The sequence below is a fragment of the Rhodococcus sp. 7Tela_A2 genome (assembly GCF_049311045.1).
Lineage (GTDB): Bacteria > Actinomycetota > Actinomycetes > Mycobacteriales > Mycobacteriaceae > Rhodococcus.
In genome coordinates, this window is sequence record NZ_JAXION010000048.1 from 1 (window position 1) to 20,573 (window position 20,573).

Consider the following 20,573-nt stretch of genomic DNA (forward strand, 5'->3'; position numbering starts at 1 on the left):
CGCCCGCCCCCCCCCCCGGGGCGGCGCCCTGCGTTGTCTTCCGAGGAGCCCGCACCGGGGGCGGCCCGGCCGGAACCGGGCCCGCCCGGTATCAGCCGGCGAGCTGGGCCACGGTACGTACGGCGTACTCGAGTGCGTAGTCGGGGTCGGCGGCCGCACCCTTGACGTCGGCGTTGAGCGCGGCCACCACGCCGAGCGCCGTGCCGATCGAGGCGGGCGCCCAGGCTCGGGCCTGTGCCTGCGCCTTCTTGACCTTCCACGGGGGCATTCCGAGACCGGACGCGAGGGCGAACGGGTCGCCGCGACCGGCCGAACCGACCCGCGCGATGGTATGCACCGCGTCGGCGAGCGCGTCGGCGAGCAGGACATGCGCAACCCCACGGTGCATCGCCCACCGCAGCGCCTCGAGAGCACCGGCCGTATCGCCCGTGACAGCCTTCTCGGCGACATCGAAACCCGTGATCTCCGCCTTGCCGGAGTAGTAGCGCCGCACCGCCGCGGCGTCGATCTTGCCGCCCGTGTCCGCCACCAGCTGACTGCACGCTGCGGCCAATTCCCGCAGATCGGATCCGACGGATTCGATGACCAACTGCTCGACGTCTGATGCGACCCGTACGTCGACCGCCTGGAACTCCTTGTGGACGAAGGCGCGTACCCACGCCGCGCGGTCTCCGGCCTTCGCGGGCGCCGCACAGTCGTGCTCCACCGCACCGCACGAACGCAGACCACCGACCATCGCCTTGGCGCGTCCCCCGCCGTTGTGAACGACGACGAGTGTGACGCCGTCGGGCACGGCGCCCGCGGCGTCGAGGATCAGCGCTGCGGCATCCTTGCCGGCCTCGCCCGCGGACTCGAGGATCACGACCCGGTCCTCGGCGAACAGCGACGGGCTCAGCAACTCGGCAAGTTCGGGAGGTGACGCGTCGCCGGCACGCAACCGCGTCACCGGAAGATCGGTGCCGGCCCCGCTCCGGGCACGCACGGCGGCGACGATCTTCGCAATTGCACGATCGATCAGGAGTTCCTCGTCGCCGAGGAGCAGATGCAAAGGAGAATCGCTCACGGCTCGATGGTGTCACGGTGGTCCGACACCACGGCCAAGGCCCCCGACCCCGCGCGCACCACCGCGACATCGCCGTGCCGGTCGGTGCTGAGCACCCGGGTACCGAGCCTGCGCAGCACGTCGACCGTCTGTGGATGCGGATGGCCGAACGTGTTGTCGCGGCCGGCGCTGATCACCGCGACACGGGGACGCACCGCCGCGAAGAACCGGGCCGGAGTGGTACGCGAGCCGTGGTGCGGCACCTTGAGCACGTCGGCCCGCACGTCGACACCGGCGCGCACCAGCGCGTCGAGGGCCGCCTCCTCCGCGTCGCCCGGCAGCAGAATCCGCCCGACCGGGGTGTCGGCGACCAGCACGAGCGAGAGGTCGTTCTCCGATGCGTAACCCGGTCCCGCGGGAGCGACGACCCGGATTGTCGTCGCACCCGAGACGAGGACCTCGCCGGGATCGGCCTCCCGCATCGGGACTGCGTGCTGTGCGAGGAGATGACCCAGCTCGGCGCCCCCGTCACGGGCTGCGGCGCCCGGACCCACCACCACCGCGCCCACGTCGCGTCCCCGGAGGACACCGGTCACACCCCCGGTGTGGTCCGCGTGCAGGTGCGACACGACGAGCATCGACACCGTGCGGATCCGGAGTTTGCGCAGACAGCGGTCCACGGGTCCGGGCTCGGTCCCCGCGTCGACGACCACCGCCCCTCCCCCGTCCGTCGCGACGATCAGCGCATCGCCCTGGCCCACATCGCAGGCAACGAACACCCACCCCGCGCCCGGCCACGCGGGTTCGAGCAACCGGACCGGTATCCACACCGCCGCCACGGACAGCAGCGCCACTCCGGTGGCGAGCCGGACCCGCCGGTTCCGCGCCGCCGTCCAAGCCAGAACTGCGACGGCACCGGCGGTCACGGCTCCTGCCATCCCGTCCGGAACGGCTACCTCGGCGGACGGCACCGCGGAGGATCGATCTGCGACACCGAGCATCCACCACAGCAACGGCGCAGCGCCGCGCGCGAGCAACTCCCCGGCCGCAGGATGAACCGTCGCGGCCACGGCGACTCCCGATCCGAGCACCGTCAGTGGCGCCACGACCGGAGTGACCAGGATGTTCGCCGCGACGGCGACGAGACTGACGGTGCCGGTCGCGGCGGCGACGATCGGAGCGGTGACCGCGAACGCGGTCGTCGACACCGCCGTGACCTCGGCCATCGCCCGCGGCCACCCGTGTGCACACAGCCGCTCGACCGCGACGGGCGCGAGCACGACGAGGCCCCCGGTCGCCGAGACCGACAGCGCGAAACCGATATCGACGGCGAGATCGGGCACCACCAGGAGCAACACACCCACCGCCGCACACAAGGCGGGAAGTGCTCGGCGTTCGCGGCCCGAGACGAGCGCGAGCAATGCGATCGCGCCCATCGCTGCCGCCCGCACCACGCTGGGCGACGGCCGGACCACGATCACGAACGCGACGAGAGCCACCGCCGCCAAGGCCGTCCCGGTGCGTGGACCGAGTCCCGCCGCACGCACGAGAAGCAGAACCGCACCGAGCACGATGCTCACATTGGCCCCGGACACAGCAGTCAGGTGGGTCAGTCCGGCAACGCGGAAGTCGGCACGCACCTCGTCCGGCAGCGCCGACGTATCGCCGACGACGAGGCCCGGCAGCAATCCGGCCTGTTCGGGCGACAGCGCGCGTCGGCACGCGTCGGCAAGTCGGTCCCGCACCCCACCGGCCCACGTGTGCCAGGCCGGCGGGGGCTCGACGGTGCGCGGGTGCCCGTCCGCGCGGAGGACGGCAACGCTCGTCCCCGCCCCCTCGAATTCCGACACCCGGACACGCGCGGTAACACGTTGTCCGGGCAGTAGATCCGACCACCCGTCGGCGGGCGCGAACACCACGACGGCGCCGCCCGTCGCCTGCGTGCCACCTGCGATCGTGGTGTGCCGCAGAACCGCCGGCAGACGAACCTGCGGCTCGCCGCCGAAGGTGGCGCGCCGCACGATCTTCGGATCGTCGGTCGGTTCGAAGGTCGCGCTCACCCATCGCCCGTCCGCCGCCGCCTGCGCCACCGGGTGTGTTTCGGCGAACCACATCCGCACCCCTGCAGCCGCACCGAAACCCACGACGACGGCGCAGACCGCGAGCACGACCGGCACCACCGCGTGGTTACGCCACCTGCCCGGGCCCCGGAGACGAACACCCACAACGAGAACGACAACGGCGATCGCACCCGTCACCAGCACAACGCTCGCCGACGAACCGAGATGCAATCCGGTCGCGGTCGCCACCCACGCGGCCGCGGCGCACGGCACGAGGCGCGCGTCCAGACGCGGAGTGTCGGTCATACGGTGACCAGTTCGCGCAACCGCGCGAGCCGGGCGGGGCCGATCCCGTCGACCTCTCCGAGTTGCTCGACGTCGGCGAACGGTCCGTTCGCCTGCCTGAACGCGACAATCGACGCGGCCGTCACCGGACCCACGCCCGGAAGCGAATCCAGCGTCGCCTCGTCCGCTGCGTTGAGGTCGATCTTCCCCTGCCCCGGCACCCCTCCGGCGTCGCCGTCCGGGCCGTCCCCACCCTGAGGGGCCGCACCCGACACCACGCTTCCGTGCGGAATCGGCTGCGGCGGAGACAGACCCACGACGATCTGGTCTCCGTCCGCTATGCGCCGCGCGAGGTTGAGACCTACGAGGTCGGCTCCCGGTGCGACACCGCCAGCGGCGTCGAGCGCGTCGGCGACCCGCGCGCCGGGCGCGGTCGTCACGAGCCCGGGCCGGTGGACAAGACCCACCACACTCACGACAAGGTCGGCCGGTAGGTTCTCGGGCTCCGGCACGGGCGGCGGGACAGGCGCGGTCGCGACCACACTGTCCACCGAAGGCAACGGCGGCACCGGCTCCGGGACGGGCCGGTCGCGCCACACGACCCCGAGGCCGATGACCACCGCGAGCACAGCGACGCCGGCGAGAGCAACGCTTCCGCGGTGCCCGGTTGCCCACCTCGCGGCAGCGATCCGCTCGGTCAGCCGCGACGGATACGGCTCCGGTTCGTCGTATTCTCCGGCCGTGCCGGCGACCTCGTCCGCCTCGCGCATCTCGGCGCCGACGCGACCCGCCGTTCGCGCGATCGCGCCCAGCCTGTTTCTCGCCAGGTCGCCGCCGTCAGTGCTCGCCATGGCGCGACGGTAACGCCGCGGCGGACCCGGAAAATCCGGCCGGCAGCAGGATGATCAGGGCTGGGGATGAACCGGGCACCTGGGGACGAACCCCCGTGCGCTCGGACCCGCGGGGTCAGGCGTGCGCGACGACGACGCCCACCGCACCCGGCCCCACGTGCGCGCCGAGGACCGCGTCGAGTTCGGTGACCGTGACCTCCGCCTCCGGAAGCCGCTCGGACAGTTGCTCGACGAGCTGACCGGCTCGCTCGGGTGCGTCACGGTGGTGCACCGCGACGAGTGCGCCCGGCCCGGCCTCCGCGACGACACCGTCCACGAGTTTGGCCATCGCTTTGGTCATGGTGCGGGTCTTCTCCCGCAGAACCAATTTTCCTTCGACGAGGTGCAGCACCGGTTTCATCGCGAGGGCGGTGCCCAGCAGCGCGGTCGCGGTGCCGATACGGCCCCCGCGGCGCAGATGATCGAGACGGTCGACGACGAGAAGGGTCCTGGCGGACGCGGCGACCTTCTCGGCCCGGTAGAACACCTGGTCGAGGTCCTCGCCTGCCCGCGCAGCCTTCGCCGCGTCGAGCGCCGCGAAACCCAAACCCATTGCCGTGTTGCGGGAATCGACGAGCCGAATCCGCTCGCCCAGCTCGTCGGCGGCGGAGCGCGCGGCGTCCCAGGTTCCGGACAGCAATCGTGAGAGATGGACTGCCACCACACCGTCGCCGTCGCTGTCGGCGAGCGCCGACGTGTATGCCTCGGTCAGTTCCGCGGGCGAGGGGCCCGAGGTGGTCACCGTCGCAAGGTCGTCGGGGAGTGCGTCGACGCCTTCACGAAGATCCTGTCCGTCCGCGATGACGTGCAACGGCACCACGCGGATGTCGTACCGATCCACCAGTTCCGGATCGAGACAACACGACGAATCGGTCACCACCACGACAGCCACGACGACTACCGTAAGCCGTCCGCGGCGGGTTGCGCATCCCGGTGCGCCATCCGGACAGCGTCCACGACAGCGGCGGCGACGCGGCGATGCGCTTCCCAGCCCCAGTGGATCCCGTCCGGATTCGCGTCGCCGGAATGGATGTCGTCGTGGACCGCCTCACCGAGATCGACGAGCGGAACGGCATTCCGCGATGCCCAACCGGTGATCGCGTGCACCGCGGGACGCCGGCCGCGGTGGACCGAGCGGTACTGCTCGCTGCGGTGCACCGACGGAAGTGTGCCGATGACCGGCAGGTCCGGGCGCACGTACGCCAGAGACTCCCGGATCATCTCGAGGTATTCGACGCTGATGCGCGGCGGCAGGGCGACAGGCCATCCCAGCGGGGAGAGCCGGGGCTGAAGCCACCCGTACGCGGTGCGGGCGACGCGGCGCAACGCCGGCGGACGCACGTACCGCAGTCCTTCCCGCAGGGCGGTGGGCAGCGGCGACGGGAGTGTGTCCATTCCTCCCACGCCGAGCACCACGGCGCCCGCACGCGGAATGGTCGCCCAGACGCGGGGGTCCTGCGTCAGCGCCCACCACGCGTCGCGGGAGGTCCACCCGATACGCGCCACGAGTTCCACATCCCAGCCCAGTTCGGCGGCGACGAGATTCGGCCAGATGCGCGGATCGTCGGCCGGTAGTCCGCCCTTGGGGCCGTAATAGCTCAGGGAGTCGGCGAGCACCAGCAGCGTCGGCCGCCGAGTCGCGGCACCTGCGTCGGTGTCCTCACCGGACACCGGCTCAGAGGACGTCATCGGGTGCCACCACAGCCGACGCGTTCCACACGTCGAGTCGCCAGGACGGCGTGTCACCGTAACCGCTCAACTGCACCCAGCCGGTGTTGCCGAGCCCTCCGAGCACCGGCCAGCGGTCCACGGGCAGGTCCAGCAGCGCTGCGGTGAGCGCCGCGATCAGCCCTCCGTGCGCCACCAGGACGATCGGCTCGTGACCCCACTGCTCGTGCTTGTCGAGCAGTTCCTCCACCAGGGGGACGCTGCGACGGGCGACATCCACGCGGCTTTCGCCCTCCGGCGGCGCCCAGGTCGCGTCGGCCCGCCAGGCACTGCGTGCGCCCGGACCGATCGCGTCGACGTCACTGTGGGTGAGGCCTTGCCACTGCCCGAGGTGGGTCTCACGCAGCCGCGCGTCGATCTCGACGGGAAGGCCCGCGCGGTCGGCGACGGCGACTGCGGTGTCGTACGCACGCCGCAGGTCCGACGAGACGACCGCGAACGGGTTCAGCGCAGCCATCGCGTCGGCGACGGCGGCGGCCTGTTTCCGGCCGAGGTCGGACAGTTCCGTGTCGAGTTGGCCTTGCATTCTCCGGGTCGCGTTGTACCCGGTCTGTCCGTGGCGCAGCAGAATCAGCCGGCGCACCCGCGGCTCGCTCACGCGTTGCCCGTGGGATCGACGTCTTCGGTCGCGGTACCGGTCTCACCGGGCGCCGTCTCGTCCGAGCCGGCCTCGACTGCCGAACGCGGGGTTCCGACGCCCTCGACGGGCACCGTCGGGCAGTCCTTCCACAGGCGCTCGAGCGCGTAGAAGTTGCGTTCCTCCTCGTGCTGGACATGCACCACCACGTCGACGTAGTCGAGAAGCGTCCAGCGGCCTTCGCGGGTTCCCTCGCGGCGGACCGGCTTGTGACCGGCTTCGCGGAGCTTGTCCTCGATGTTGTCCACGATCGCGTTGACCTGGCGTTCGTTCGGCGCGGACGCGATGACGAAGCAGTCGGTGATCACCAACTGCTCCGACACGTCGAGCACCACGACATCGGTTGCCAGTTTCTCGTCGGCCGCCAGGGCCGCGACACGGGCCATCTCGATTGCTTCTGTCGATGCGCTCACTGCGTGCTCTTTCTCTCGGTACTGCTGTCGATGTAATGGTCGTCGGTGCCGGTGCTCGCGTCGGCGGTCGTGCTCTCGCTGTAGAGGCGGCGTTTGCTGATGTACTGCACCACTCCGTCCGGCACGAGGTACCAGACCGGCCGGTTCGCCCGGACCCGCTCCCGGCATTCGGTCGACGAGATCGCCAGGGCAGGGATCTCGATGAGGCTCACGGCCTCGTCCGGTAGGTCGACGAGGTGCGGCGCCAGATGTTCGGTGTGCAGGTCGTACCCGGGTCGCGAGACCCCGACGAAGCGGGCGAGACCGAACAGAGTCTGCCAATTTTGCCACGACAGGATCGACCCGAGCGCGTCCGCACCGGTGATGAAGTACAGCTCCGCACCCGGATACCTGTCGCGGAGGTCGCGCAGCGTGTCGACGGTGTACGTGGGCGTCCCCCGGTCGATGTCCACCCGGCTCACGGTGAATCGCGGGTTCGAGGCCGTCGCGACCACCGTCATCAGGTACCGGTCCTCCGCGGGGCTGACGTCCCGCTTCGATTTCTGCCACGGCTGCCCGGTGGGGACGAAGATCACCTCGTCGAGACCGAAGCGTGCCGCGACCTCGCTGGCGGCAACGAGGTGGCCGTGGTGGATCGGGTCGAAGGTGCCGCCCATCACGCCCAGACGTCGCTGAGGCACTACGGGCCGCTCCGATGGCTGATGCACGATGGTTCAGCTTACGGGGTCACACCGGGAGCAGGCCCGCCACCACCGCGGCCAGCTGTTGCGCCGACCGGCACTCGTGCATCGTGATGACCTCCGCGTACGCGCGGGCCGCCGAATCTCCGGAGCCCCATTGGCCGCGCGGCTCGGGATTGAGCCAGTGAGCGTGCCGCGCGACACCGACGAGATGTTCGAGCACATCGAGGTTGGGATTCCGGTAGTTCGTCCGTGCGTCGCCGAGGATGAGCAGCGAACTGCGCCCGGTGAGGCTGTGGGCATGCCGCTCGGCGAAGGTCGCCAGCGCGTTGCCGTAGTCGGAGTGTCCGTCGTAAGTGATCAGGTCTGCCTCGCGCAGCATCCTCGACATCGCGTCACCGAGGTCGGCGCCCGACGAAAAGTAATGGGTCACTTCGTCGGTCGTGTCGATGAACGCGAACACCCGCACCCGGGAGAACTGTTCGCGCAGCGCGTGCACGAGGAGCAGCGTGAAGTGCGAGAAACCGGACACCGAACCGGAGACGTCGCACAGCACGACCAGTTCCGGCCGGGCCGGTCGTGGCTTGCGGTTGATCAGGTCGATCGGCACGCCGCCGGTGGACATGGACTTTCGCAGTGTGCGGCGCAGGTCGATCGCGCCGGCACGAGACCGGCGACGACGGGCCGCGAGGCGGCTGGCGAGCAGACGCGCGAGGGGCATCACGCTGCGGCGGAGCGCGACCATGTCGGCATCGGAGGCACGGAGGAAGTCGACTTCCTCTGCCAACTTGGGCACACCGTACTTCTCGACGCGTTCGCGGCCGAGGTGTTCCGCGGTGCGCCGCCGCGTCTCCCGTTCGACCATTGCCCGGAAGTCCGCGATTCTCCGCGCCGCGGTCCGCCGGGCGACCTCGGTTTCGTAGTCGCCGTCCGTGCGTGCATCCGGTGCGCTGTTTCCGAGCAGGCCTTCGAGGATCCTGGTGAGCAGCGTCTCCGGAGCCACCTCGCGCAGAGCCTGATACGCCGAGAAGGAGGGTCCGTTGGACGACTTGTACTGCCCGAGTTCCTCCACCATCTGCGCGGTGAGCGCCTCGACGGCGGCCTGCGCTTCGGCGGAGTCGTCGGCGAGCAGTTCGGCGAGCAGTTCGCGGAGCGCGTCGAGGTCGATATCGCCGTCGGGAGTACGCGGAAGGTCGGCGTCGGGTGCGTCGGCGGTGCGGTGCCCGATGGCCGGTGGGAACCACAGGTCGAAGAGCGCGTCGAAGGTCGGCCGGTGAGTGGTGCGGCGCAGCACCGTGCAGGCGAGCCCTTCGCGCAGGGCTTCCCGGTCGAGCAGGTCGATCACGGTCATGACCCGGCCCGCGTCGACCGTTTCCGACGGGCCGACGGCGATGCCTCGGCGGCGCAGCGACTCGACGAATCCCACGAGGTGCCCGGGCAGACCGTGTGGTGCGATCGGCGTCCCCGCACCGGTCTGAAACGCGCCGGCCATGTCAGTTCAGCCGAAGCTCGGCTGCGGCGCGCAGTTGGTCGGATTGGTGCTTGAGCACGACCCCGAGGGTGGTGCGCACGGCCGCGTCGTCGAGTGTGTCGAGCCCGAGTGCGAGCAACGTCCGGCCCCAGTCGATGGTTTCGGCCACCGACGGCACCTTCTTGAGTTGCATGCCACGCAGCACCCGGACCGTGCGCACGAGTTGCTCGGCGATCGCGTCCGGAAGTTCCGGTACGCGGCTCGCGAGGATCCGGCGTTCGAGGTCGGCGTCGGGGAAATCCAAATGCAGGAACAGACAGCGCCGCTTGAGTGCTTCGGACAGTTCGCGGGTGGCGTTGGAGGTCAGCACGGCGAAGGGCTTACGCGTCGCGACGATCGTGCCGAGTTCGGGGACAGTGACGGCGAAGTCGCTCAGCACCTCGAGCAGCAGACCCTCGATCTCCACGTCTGCCTTGTCGACCTCGTCGACGAGCAGCACCGTCGGATCCTCGCGGCGGATGGCCGTCAGCAGCGGGCGGGAGAGGAGGAACTCTTCCGAGAACACGTCTGCCTTGGTCTCGTCCCACGATTCGCCGGCCGCGGCGTTCGCGCCGGCGGACTGGATCCGCAGAATCTGCTTCGCGTGGTTCCACTCGTAGAGCGCGCGGGATTCGTCGACACCCTCGTAGCACTGCAAGCGAACCAGTTCCGCGCCGGACGTCTGGGCGACGGCCCGCGCGAGTTCGGTCTTGCCGACACCGGCGGGCCCCTCGATGAGCAGCGGCTTGTCGAGCCTGTCGGCGAGGAACACCGCGGTGGCCGTGGCCTTGTCCGCGAGGTAACCGGTCTCCGCCAGGCGATCGATCACTTCCTGGACATCCGCGAAGATCGGCGGGGTGATGGGCAGCGCACGATCCACGCTGAGTCCTTTCGTCGGGCCGGCCGGGTTCAGGCCGGGCGGGTGTGGCCGGCGCCCCACACCACCCATTTGGTGGAGGTCAGCTCCGGCAGGCCCATGGGACCCCGGGCGTGCAGTTTCTGCGTGGAGATTCCGATCTCGGCTCCGAACCCGAACTGCTCACCGTCCGTGAAGGCCGTCGACGCGTTGACCATAACGGCTGCTGCATCGACACGGGCGGTGAACTCCCGGGCCGCCGCGAGGTCGGACGTGACGATGGCTTCGGTGTGACCGGTTCCGTACCGATCGATGTGCTCCACGGCCGCATTCAGGTCGTCGACCACCGCGAGCGCAACGTCGAGCGTGAGGTATTCCTGCGCCCAGTCCTCTTCGGTGGCCGGGATCAGACCGGGCAGGTCGCCGTGCACGGTCACGCCGTGCGACTGCAGTGCCTCCAGCAACTGCGGGACGGCGGTGTCGGCGACGGCCTTGTCGACCAGGATCGTCTCCGCCGTGTTGCACACGCTGGGCCGGCGGGTCTTCGCGTTCACCACGATCCTCTCGGCCATCTCGAGGTCGGCGGCGGCGTGGACGTATACGTGGCAGTTACCGACACCGGTCTCGATGGTCGGCACGGTGGCGTCCCTGACGACCGCGGCGATCAGACCGGCACCGCCGCGCGGGATGACCACGTCGACGAGCCCGCGGGCCTGGATGAGATGGGTGACCGACGAACGGTCGGCGCTGGGCAGCAGTTGCACCGCGTCGGCCGGCAGTCCCTGTGCTTCGAGCGCGGGGCGCAGCGCGGCGACGAGCGCGGCATTGGAACGTGCCGCCGAGGAGGAACCGCGCAACAACGCCGCGTTGCCCGACTTGAGCGCAAGACCGAACGCGTCGACGGTGACGTTGGGGCGGGCCTCGTAGACCATCCCGACGACCCCGAGCGGCACCCGCAGCTGCCGCAATTCGAGTCCGTTGGGCAGCGTCGAACCGCGGACGACTTCGCCGATCGGGTCCGGCAATCCGGCGACCTGCCGCAGCCCCGACGCGATGCCGTCGACGCGTGCGGCCGTGAGCCGCAGCCGGTCGAGGAGAGACTCTTCCGTACCGGCCGCGCGGGCGGCGTCGATGTCTTCGGCGTTGGCGGCGAGCACGGCGTCGGTCGCGGCGAGCACGGCATCGGCGGCCGCGTGGAGCGCGGCGTCCTTCTCGGCAGTGGTCAGCAACGCAAGACGTCGGGACGCGACGCGGGCGCGGCGGGCCGCGGCATGCACGGCTTCACGGGTGTCTCCGGCGTCGGTCACCACTGAGTCGGGAGTCACGGCAGTCATGCCCACAGCCTAGTCGTGGATACGGGGGCTCCGACAAGCGCGGCGCCCGTCCGGGTCAGCGAAGACCGGTGCCTCGTGCGAGCGCGGTCCGTACGAGCGTGTCGACGAGTTCGCGGTACCCGATCCCGGTGGCTTCCCACATCTTCGGATACATCGAGATCGACGTGAATCCGGGCATCGTGTTGATCTCGTTGATCACCGGCCCGTCGTCCGTGACGAAGAAGTCGACCCGCGACAGGCCCTGGCAATCGAGGGCGCGGAACGCGCGGACGGCCATGTCGCGGATTTCGTCGGAGACGGCGGGGTCGAACTTCGCCGGTACGTCGAACTCGCACACGTCGTCGAGGTACTTGGTGTCGAAGTCGTAGAACGCCTCGTGGTCGCCGGAGGTGTCGGGCATGCGGATCTCCGCGACCACGCTGGCCCGCACGTCTCCGTCGGGGAACTCGAGGACGCCGCACTCGACTTCGCGTCCCACGATGGCGGATTCGACGATGACCTTCGGATCGTGCGCTCGGGCTCTGCCGACGGCGGCGTCGAATGCCGCCCAGTCGGTGACGCGGCTGACGCCGATCGACGATCCGCCGCGGGCCGGCTTGACGAAGACGGGAAGTCCCAGTTGCTGCTTCTGTTCCTCGGTGAGGGTGGCCGTACCCGGCCGCATCACGATCTGGAATCCGACCGGCAGCCCCTCCGCGGCCAGCAGTTTCTTGGTGAACTCCTTGTCCATTCCGGCTGCGCTCGCGAGCACCCCGGGACCGACGTAGGGCACGTCGGCGAGTTCGAGCAGTCCCTGGATGGTGCCGTCCTCCCCGTAGTGGCCGTGCAGCACCGGGAAGACCACGTCGACCGACGCGAGCACCTTGCCGAATTCCCGCGCGTCGAGGGCGACGATGTCGCCGCTGCGGGTGGGGTCTGCGGTGAGGACCAGCGACGAACCGTTCGCGTCCACGACGGGCAGTTCGCGCCCCGCCTTGGCGAGGCGCGCCGGGTCGGTGTCGCCGAGCACCCAGGACCCGTCGGTCGTGATCCCGACCGGGACGACGTCGTACTGCTCGGGGTCGAGGTTGCTCAGAATACTGCCCGCCGACAGACAGGAGACGGAGTGTTCGTTGCTGCGACCGCCGAAGACGACGGCCACCCGGGTTCGGGGCGTACTCACGGCACAAACCGTACCGGTAAGCCGCGCTGTCTCCCCAGCCGCGTCCCGATCCGCCCGCACGCCCGGCCCGCCGCCCGGGATGTCACAACGAGCCGAGGGCCGCGTGCAGGTCGCTCAGAAGATCGGCGGTGTCTTCGATTCCGCACGACAACCGGATGAAGCCGTCCGGCACGGGATCGCCCCAGCGAGCCCGGCGATCCGCGGTGGTGTGGATACCGCCGAAACTCGTCGCCGGGAGAACGAGTTCGGCAGCGTTCACGAACCGATGGACGTCGTGTGCACTGGGCAGCACGAACGTGACCAGGGGCCCGAATTTCTGCATCTGCGCGGCCGCCACCGGGTGAGCGGGGTCCGAGCCGAGTCCCGGGTAGCGCACTCCGGTCACGGCGGGGTGCTCACTGAGCATCCCTGCGACGGCGAGGGCGTTCGCGCACTGTCGTTCGATCCGCAGCCCCGCCGTTCCGAGACTGCGGTGGGCCAGCCACGTTTCGAACGGCCCGAGCACGGTGCCCGAGTGCAAGCGCTCGCGATCGAGCCGCGGGAGCAGCGCGGCGTCCGAGACCGCCACGTATCCGAACAGAAGATCGCTGTGCCCGCTGAGGGATTTCGTACCGCTGGCGACGACGATGTCCGCCCCGAGAGCGAGTGGGGTCTGCCCGAGCGGAGTGGCGGTGGTGTTGTCGACCAGCAGCAGCGCCCCCGCCGCGCTGCACAACTCGGCGGTGGCCCGTAGATCGACGATGTCGAGCCCGGGGTTCGACGGGGTTTCGGCGAGCACCACCGCGTTGTCTCCGGCACCGGCGAGGATGCTGCGCAGCGTTCCGTCGCCGAACTCGGCGACGGAGAGTTCACGAACCACTACGCCGTGGCCGGCGAGGAAGTCCTGCGCATAGGCACGCACCTGGTAATAACCGTCGGCGGGCACCACGACGGTCGCACCGGGACGGCTGAACGCTCTCAGCGCGACGGTGATCGCCGACATTCCGGAGCCGACGACCCGCGCGGCGACAGCGCCCTCGAGCGTCGCGAGGGCCGTTTCGAGGGCGCGCCAGCCGGGATTGGACGCGCGTGCGTAGGTGTCCACCTCCGCGCTTTCGTCCTCGCCGAGAAGATACGGCGCTGCGAATACCGGTCCCTGCTGAAGCGGTGATCCCGGCATGCCTTCGCCGGCAACAGCTTTCACACAACGAGTGGAATCTCCGGTCATGTGCTTATTCCGGCTTGATTCGTCGGCCGAGCAGTAGACCGATCGCGTCGTGCACCGACATCCCCTCGTGGCACACCCGGTGCACCGCGTCGGTGAGGGGCATCTCCACGTCGTAGCTCGCTGCGAGCGCCCGCACCGACGTGCAGGACTTGACGCCTTCGGCGACCTGGCCGTGGGTGGCCTCCTGCGCACTCTCGAGCGATTCTCCTCTACCGAGGCGTTCACCGAAAGAGCGGTTGCGGGACAACGGCGAACTGCATGTCGCGACGAGATCGCCGACTCCCGCGAGGCCGGCGAGGGTGGTGGGCATGGCGCCGAGCGCGACTCCGAGCCTGATGATCTCGGCGAGGCCCCGGGTGATGATGCTCGCGACGGTGTTCTCGCCGAGGCCGACCCCGGCCGCCATGCCGCACGCCAGCGCGATCACGTTCTTGCACGCGCCGCCGATTTCACAGCCGATGACGTCGGAGTTGGTGTAGGGGCGGAAATATCCTGTGGCACAGGACTTCTGGATTTCCAGCGCACGTGTCGAATCAGGGCACGCGATCACCGTTGCGGCAGGCTGCCCCTCGGCGATCTCCCGAGCCAGGTTCGGGCCGGAGAGGACGGCGATGCGGTGCGGGTCAGCTCCCGTGACCTGGCCGATGACCTGGCTCATGCGCATGAGGGTGCCGCTCTCGATCCCCTTGGCGAGGCTGAGCAGGGTGGCGCCGGACCCGATGTCGTCGCGCCCCGCCCCCAGGTTGGCGCGCAGGGACTGGCTCGGCACCGCAAGCACCGCGAAGTCGACGCCGTCGAGTGCCACCCGATGATCGGTCGTCGCCCTCAAGGACGCGGGGAGCGCGACGCCCGGCAGATAGGCCGGGTTTTCGTGGCGCTCACCGATGGCCTGCGCCACCTCCGCCCGGCGCGCCCAGATCGTCACGTCGGTGCCTGCTTCTGCGAGCACCTTCGCGAAGGCAGTCCCCCACGACCCTGCTCCCAGAACTGCCGCTTTGGTCACAAATCCCCCTCTGTCCCCTCATTCGTTCCGACGCACTTCCCGCATGCGCGTCACTGCACGCTGTTGCTTTCAGTATCGCCCAGGTGGACGGACGGCACCGCGACCCGCCCTCGTCCGCGACCGGCTGGCACAATCACGCCCATGCCCGCGGTGCACATTCTCGTCCCGGTCAAGGCCCTCGGCCTGGCCAAGTCGAGACTGGCGCATGCCCTCGAACCGGACACACGCGCCGAACTGGTGCTCGCGATGCTCGAGGACACTCTCGCCGCAGCCCGGGACACCGACGACGCCGTGGTCACCGTGATCACCTCCGACCGCCGGGTCGCGGCCGTTGCCCGGCGGTCGGGCGCAGCGGTGCTCGCAGATCCCCCGGCCGCGAGCGGGCAGGACTCGCTGAACGCGGCCCTGCGATCTGCTGCCGAACACGCCCGGGACGAATCGCCCGGTGTCGATCTCGTCGCGTTGCAGGCAGACCTCCCCTCCTTGCGCCCCCACGAACTGGCCGAGGCACTCGAGGCGGCCCGCGCGACGGGGACCATGATCGTCGCCGACCACACCGGCTCGGGTACCACCGCACTTCTCCACTGCACGTCGCAGCGTCCGCTGCACCCCCGGTTCGGTCCGGACTCCGCGCACCGGCACCTCGAGGCCGGTGCCCTCGCCGTGGAGGCGCACCTGCCCGGCCTGCGACTCGACGTCGACACGATCGACGATCTGGGGGCCGCGGTGCGTCTGGGAGTCGGTGCGGCCACCGCCGCGGTGCTCGACCGGATCGGCTCCGCGCTTCCCTTCCCGTATCCGACCTCCCGCCGGGAGCCTCACACCTCACCGGTTCCTGACACAATGGGACGGTGACCAACGGCGACACCCCCGAGCAGAGCGTCGGCATCGAACAGAGTGCCGGAACCGAGCAAGGTGCCCTCTCCGGCACCACCCGACCGCAGGGACGCGTGGCCACCGCCACCAGCGCCCCACCAGCGGCCATCGACTCCCAGCTGAAGACGAACCGCAACGACGGTCTGCCCCGCGATCGGTACCTCAACCGCGAGTTGAGCTGGCTCGACTTCAATGCCCGGGTACTCGCCTTGGCGGAAGACACTTCTCAGCCGTTGCTCGAGCGCGCCAAGTTCCTCGCGATCTTCGCGTCGAACCTCGACGAGTTCTACATGGTGCGGGTCGCGGGGCTCAAGCGCCGCGCGGAGACCGGACTGTCCGTCCGGTCCGCCGACGGCCTCTCTCCCCGGGCGCAGCTCGCGCTCATCGCGTCGAGCACGCAGGAACTCGCGGGACGGCACGCGCAGGTCTTCCTCGACTCGGTCCTGCCGGCTCTCGAAACCGAGGGTATCTCGATCATCAAATGGGCGGATCTGACCGCCGACGAACGTGGACGGCTCACGCGGTACTTCGCGGAACAGGTGTTCCCCGTCCTCACCCCGCTCGCCGTCGACCCCGCCCACCCCTTCCCCTACATCAGCGGTTTGAGCCTGAATCTCGCTGTGACGGTGAAGGATTGTGAATCCTCGGGCGAGCACTTCGCGCGGGTCAAGGTGCCCGACAACGTCGATCGTTTCGTCCGTGTCGACCGCGCGGGGTCGCTTCACGGCCTCGCGGCATTCCTACCGCTCGAAGAGCTCATCGCGGCGCACCTGGACGTGCTGTTCCCCGGCATGGAAATCGTGGAGCACCACGCGTTCCGGGTGACACGCAACGCCGATTTCGAGGTCGACGAGGACCGCGACGAAGACCTTCTCAAGGCGCTCGAACGGGAACTGGCACGACGACGGTTCGGTTCGCCCGTCCGCCTCGAGGTGTCCGACGACATGACCGAGCACATGCTCGACCTGTTGCTCCGCGAGCTGGACGTAGACCCCGCGGACGTCGTCCAGCTCCCCGGCCTCCTCGACCTGTCGTGCCTGTGGCAGGTCCACGCCGTCGACCGCCCGGATCTGAAGGATGTGCCGTTCGTTCCCGCAACGCATTTCGCGTTCGGGGAGAGGGAGACACCGAAGAGCGTGTTCTCGACGCTGCGCGAGGGGGACGTCCTCGTCCACCATCCGTACGACTCGTTCTCGACGAGCGTTCAGCGGTTCATCGAGCAAGCCGCCGCGGACAGCCAGGTCCTGGCGATCAAGCAGACGCTGTACCGCACCTCCGGTGACTCCCCCATCGTCGACGCACTGGTGACGGCCGCGGAGGCCGGCAAGCAGGTCGTCGCCCTCGTCGAGATCAAGGCGCGTTTCGACGAGCAGGCGAACATCAAGTGGGCGCGAAAACTCGAGCAGGCGGGCGTGCACGTGGTGTACGGCCTGGTGGGACTCAAGACCCACTGCAAGACCTGCCTGGTGGTCCGCCGTGAAGGGTCCACCATCCGCCGCTACTGCCACATCGGCACGGGCAACTACAACCCGAAGACTGCTCGGCTCTACGAGGACGTGGGTCTGCTGACCTCGTCGCCGGAGATCGGCGCCGACCTGACCGACCTGTTCAACACCCTCACGGGTTACTCGCGGAAGGCGCAGTACCGCAACCTGCTCGTCGCGCCCCACGGAGTCCGCAGAGGCATCATCGAGCGCATCGACCGGGAAATCGAGCACCATGCGGCGGGTCGGCCGACGCGGGTTCGCCTCAAAGCCAATGCCCTCGTCGACGAGCAGGTCATCGACGCCCTCTATCGGGCGTCCTGTGCCGGCGTCCCCGTCGAAATAGTCGTACGCGGCATCTGTGCTCTCAAACCGGGCGTTCCGGGCCTGAGCGAGAACATCACCGTGCGCTCCATCCTCGGCCGGTTCCTCGAGCATTCGCGCATCTTTCACTTCCTCGGCAGCGACGAGTGCTGGATCGGCAGCGCCGACATGATGCACCGCAACCTCGACCGCCGGGTCGAGGTCATGGTGCAGGTGAAAAACCCTCGGCTGGCGCATCAGTTGCAGGACATCTTCGATTCCGCGCTCGATCCGGCCACGCGGTGCTGGACCCTCGAGGCCGACGGCACATGGACGGCTTCCCCCGCGCCGGGCACGGCAGCGCGCGACCACCAGATGGAACTCATGCGCAGCCGCGCATCGTAAGCGGAGGCACCGGTGACCGATTCGTCCGATAAGCCGATGAAGGCCAACATCTTTGCCGCAGGTGCAGTGCTGTGGCGTCCCGCCGGTGGCGACCCCACCCGGCTCGCCGGTGGCGACGTCGAAGTCGCAGTTGTCCACCGGCTCCGATACGACGACTGGTCGTTTCCGAAAGGGAAACTCGACCCCGGGGAGACCGCAGTCGTTGCCGCGGTCCGTGAAATCCGGGAAGAAACCGGATTTCGGCCCGTCCTCGGCCGGCACCTCGGCCGGGTGACTTATCCGGTGCCCGGACACCGGAAACTCAAACGAGTGGACTACTGGGCAGCGAAGCCGGCCGACGGCGAGTTCGTCCCGAACGACGAAGTCGACGAATTGCGTTGGGTGACACCCGAAGCCGCGTTCGACCAGCTGTCGTATCCGATGGACCGCAGCGTGCTCCGGCGTTTCAGGTTGCTGCCCGCCGACACCGGGACGGTAGTGATCGTCCGGCACGCGAAGGCGGGAAGCCGCAAGAAACATCGGGGCGACGACCGGACCCGGCCTCTGGATGCGGCCGGCAAGACACAAGCGGCCGCACTTGTCCCCCAGTTGCGCGCGTTCGGCGGAGACAGCGTCACGTCGGCCGACCGCACGCGGTGCGTCGACACCGTGGCACCGTTCGCCGCGGACATCGGCGTCGAGGTTGCGCTCGAACCCTCGCTGTCGGAAGAGGAATACAACGCAGATCCCCAACTGGGCCGCAAGCGCGCACTCGACATCGTCGCGCGCGGTGGCACCCCGGTGATCTGCAGCCAGGGAAAGGTCATTCCCGATCTTGTCTCGTGGTGGGCTGCCCGGGACGGGATCACGCTCCCACCCGCCCGGAATCGCAAGGCGAGCATGTGGGTGCTCTCGCTGAAGGGCGACCGTCTCCTCGCGGCCGACCACCTCGACAGTCCGCTGCCTTCGAAGCAGTCCTGACCACTTCGCTCACCCGGGTACGCATCCGGGTGAGCGACGGTCGCAGCATGGCATCCAGACGCCAACGGGGGGGGCCCGCGCGTTTAGGGGGCCGCCGCGGGGCCCCCCGCCCCCCCCCCCCCCCCCCCCCCCGCCGCGGGGGGCGCCCCGGCGCCGGGGCCCCCACGGCGATCGTCGAAAGAGGTGGTTCAGGTGAGCGTGATCGCCCGTTCGGGGCAGCTTGCCGCTGCTTCGCGAACCGAGTCCTCGTGTTCGGCCGGTACTTCCGACACGAGGGTCACGGCGTACCCGCCGTCGCTGAGATCGAACACCTCGGGGCAGAGAGCAAGACAGACGCCATGGCCGCGGCAGGAGTCGTCGTCGACGGAAACCTTCACTTCGCGTCGGCTTCCGCGAGCGTGAAGTCCAGGTTCAGGGTGAGCAGACCACGAAGAATGAAGGTGGGCAAGTAGTCGAACTTGCGGTCGCCTTCGGGGCCGTGCACCTTCTCCGAGATGGTGATGTTGCTGGTCCGCTCGAGCAGTCGCTCGAAGCCGACCCGCGCCTCGGTGCGAGCGAGCGGGGCGCCCGGGCACGCGTGGATGCCGCGACCGAACGCGATGTGGGTACGCGCGTTGCGGCGGTCGAGATCGAACTCGGCCGGGTCGGTGAACTGGCGGGGGTCGCGGTTGGCGGCACCGTTCACGAGCATCATGATCGTGCCCGCCGGAACCTCGACACCGCCGACCTCGGTCGGAACCTTGGAGAGCCGGAAGTCGCCCTTGATCGGGCTCTCCATGCGCAGCGTCTCCTCGATGAAGTTGTTGATCCGCTCGGGATCTTCGCGCAGCGTCTGCTGGAGCGCGGGGTCCTCGGCAATGATGCGGAGCCCGGAGCTCACCAGGCGGACCGTGGTCTCCTGGCCGGCGGAGAAGACGTTCGCCGCGATGCGCAGGACGTCGTCGACCGGCGGAAGCGTGCCGTCCGGGAAGGTCGCGGTGGCAAGACCGGTCAGGACGTCGTCCTGCGGGTTCGCGCGCCGGTCCTCGATGTACGCACCGAACTTCTGGTAGAGGAACTCCATGGGGTTGAGCTTGAGCTCGGTACCCTCTGTGCTGCCGATCGAGATACCGTCCTTCATCACCAGGTTGAGACCCTCGATGAACTCCTGGTGGTCGCTCTCCGGGACGCCGAGCAGGTCGGCGATCACGAGCATGGCGAACGGCGCGGCGAACTCGCTGATGACCTCGCCCGAGCCCTTGGCCAGCAGGTCGTCGAGCAGCTTGTCGGCCAGGCGCCAGATGAACTCCTCGTTCTCCTTGAGGCGCTTCGGGGTGATCAGGCGCATCAGCAGGGCGCGATGGTCGGTGTGCTGCGGCGGATCCATCGTCGGCAGCTGGTCGTTCATGGGCAGCTTGGGACGCGTCTCTTCGATCAGGTCGGTGATGTCGTCGCTGTCGGTGGGGAGGGGGAATCCCGAGTACGGGCCCGTCACCGAGATGCACGACGAGAAGGTGTCTTCGTCGTTGAGAACCTGGATGGCTTCCTCGTACCCGGTGACCATCATGACGTTGTGGTGCGGTTCGCGCTTGACCGGGCAACTCTCCCGCATCGCGTCGTAGTACGGGCTCGGATCGCCCACGAGGGAGGGGTCGGTGAAGAAGTTCAGCTTCTCGAGTTCGGTCATGTTCTTCCTCTCAGAAGAAGTGGAGCTGCGGGGGTGCGAGGAACCGGGGCCACTGTCGGAAAGACGGGTAGC

At 69.3% G+C, this 20,573-nt stretch carries 19 protein-coding genes; 3 read left to right on the plus strand and 16 right to left on the minus strand.

Annotation, left to right across the window (positions count from 1 at the left end; genetic code table 11):
- Positions 1-91: 91 nt before the first annotated feature.
- The 14 genes from holA to TVH25_RS11110 form a co-directional block, all read right to left on the minus strand.
- The gene (gene holA / locus TVH25_RS11045; protein ID WP_169620341.1) at positions 92-1,063 is read right to left on the minus strand and encodes a DNA polymerase III subunit delta; all 972 of its coding nucleotides are present in this window, start codon (positions 1,061-1,063) and stop codon (positions 92-94) included.
- Entirely contained in the window at positions 1,060-3,408 is a 2,349-nt protein-coding gene (locus TVH25_RS11050; protein ID WP_422424151.1) for a ComEC/Rec2 family competence protein, read from the minus strand. The genes holA and TVH25_RS11050 overlap by 4 nt, the downstream gene beginning before the upstream one ends.
- Positions 3,405-4,238, minus strand: coding sequence for a helix-hairpin-helix domain-containing protein (locus TVH25_RS11055; RefSeq protein ID WP_422424153.1), 834 nt, complete (start codon positions 4,236-4,238; stop codon positions 3,405-3,407). Before TVH25_RS11055 ends, TVH25_RS11050 begins: the two co-directional genes overlap by 4 nt.
- A gap of 115 nt (positions 4,239-4,353) precedes the next feature.
- Entirely contained in the window at positions 4,354-5,169 is an 816-nt protein-coding gene (locus tag TVH25_RS11060; protein ID WP_169620344.1) for a DegV family protein, read from the minus strand.
- Positions 5,170-5,174: 5 nt separating this feature from the next.
- On the minus strand, positions 5,175-5,966 hold the full coding sequence (octT, locus tag TVH25_RS11065; RefSeq protein WP_169620345.1) for a diglucosylglycerate octanoyltransferase: 792 nt from the start codon (positions 5,964-5,966) through the stop codon (positions 5,175-5,177).
- Positions 5,953-6,531, minus strand: a complete 579-nt coding sequence (locus TVH25_RS11070) for a histidine phosphatase family protein (RefSeq protein ID WP_240952107.1) — start codon at positions 6,529-6,531, stop codon at positions 5,953-5,955. Before TVH25_RS11070 ends, octT begins: the two co-directional genes overlap by 14 nt.
- Before the next feature lie 68 nt (positions 6,532-6,599).
- Entirely contained in the window at positions 6,600-7,055 is a 456-nt protein-coding gene (gene rsfS / locus TVH25_RS11075; RefSeq protein WP_169651755.1) for a ribosome silencing factor, read from the minus strand.
- On the minus strand, positions 7,052-7,762 hold the full coding sequence (gene nadD / locus TVH25_RS11080) for a nicotinate-nucleotide adenylyltransferase (RefSeq protein ID WP_378528983.1): 711 nt from the start codon (positions 7,760-7,762) through the stop codon (positions 7,052-7,054). Before nadD ends, rsfS begins: the two co-directional genes overlap by 4 nt.
- A 19-nt stretch (positions 7,763-7,781) precedes the next feature.
- On the minus strand, positions 7,782-9,227 hold the full coding sequence (locus TVH25_RS11085; protein WP_422424154.1) for a vWA domain-containing protein: 1,446 nt from the start codon (positions 9,225-9,227) through the stop codon (positions 7,782-7,784).
- A 1-nt stretch (position 9,228) separates the two neighbouring features.
- Positions 9,229-10,125 carry an AAA family ATPase gene (locus tag TVH25_RS11090; protein WP_422424156.1) on the minus strand — a complete coding sequence of 299 codons (897 nt, stop codon included), beginning with the start codon at positions 10,123-10,125 and terminating at the stop codon, positions 9,229-9,231.
- A 29-nt stretch (positions 10,126-10,154) separates the two neighbouring features.
- A complete protein-coding gene (locus TVH25_RS11095) occupies positions 10,155-11,435 on the minus strand; it encodes a glutamate-5-semialdehyde dehydrogenase (protein ID WP_296549253.1) in 1,281 nt (426 codons plus the stop codon).
- Between the two features lie 55 nt (positions 11,436-11,490).
- Complete coding sequence (locus TVH25_RS11100) at positions 11,491-12,597, minus strand: D-alanine--D-alanine ligase family protein (protein WP_422424157.1); 1,107 nt, start codon at positions 12,595-12,597, stop codon at positions 11,491-11,493.
- Between the two features lie 82 nt (positions 12,598-12,679).
- Complete coding sequence (locus TVH25_RS11105; RefSeq protein WP_422424158.1) at positions 12,680-13,804, minus strand: cystathionine gamma-lyase; 1,125 nt, start codon at positions 13,802-13,804, stop codon at positions 12,680-12,682.
- 4 nt (positions 13,805-13,808) lie between these two features.
- On the minus strand, positions 13,809-14,807 hold the full coding sequence (locus TVH25_RS11110) for an NAD(P)H-dependent glycerol-3-phosphate dehydrogenase (protein WP_422424160.1): 999 nt from the start codon (positions 14,805-14,807) through the stop codon (positions 13,809-13,811).
- A gap of 141 nt (positions 14,808-14,948) precedes the next feature.
- On the opposite strand from TVH25_RS11110, the gene cofC reads away from it, so the two are divergent.
- From cofC to TVH25_RS11125, 3 genes are read left to right on the plus strand one after another with little or no spacing between them, the layout of a single operon-like run.
- Positions 14,949-15,662 (plus strand): 2-phospho-L-lactate guanylyltransferase, encoded by a 714-nt coding sequence (gene cofC, locus TVH25_RS11115; protein ID WP_422424161.1) that lies wholly within the window; start codon positions 14,949-14,951, stop codon positions 15,660-15,662.
- Positions 15,659-17,875 (plus strand): RNA degradosome polyphosphate kinase, encoded by a 2,217-nt coding sequence (locus TVH25_RS11120; protein WP_422424163.1) that lies wholly within the window; start codon positions 15,659-15,661, stop codon positions 17,873-17,875. The genes cofC and TVH25_RS11120 overlap by 4 nt, the downstream gene beginning before the upstream one ends.
- A gap of 12 nt (positions 17,876-17,887) precedes the next feature.
- Positions 17,888-18,835, plus strand: a complete 948-nt coding sequence (locus tag TVH25_RS11125; RefSeq protein WP_422424165.1) for an NUDIX hydrolase — start codon at positions 17,888-17,890, stop codon at positions 18,833-18,835.
- A gap of 188 nt (positions 18,836-19,023) precedes the next feature.
- On the opposite strand, the gene TVH25_RS11130 is transcribed toward TVH25_RS11125, so the two are convergent.
- A complete protein-coding gene (locus tag TVH25_RS11130) occupies positions 19,024-19,212 on the minus strand; it encodes a ferredoxin (RefSeq protein ID WP_169651547.1) in 189 nt (62 codons plus the stop codon).
- Positions 19,209-20,501 (minus strand): cytochrome P450, encoded by a 1,293-nt coding sequence (locus TVH25_RS11135; protein ID WP_296550699.1) that lies wholly within the window; start codon positions 20,499-20,501, stop codon positions 19,209-19,211. The genes TVH25_RS11130 and TVH25_RS11135 overlap by 4 nt, the downstream gene beginning before the upstream one ends.
- Positions 20,502-20,573 lie beyond the last annotated feature (72 nt).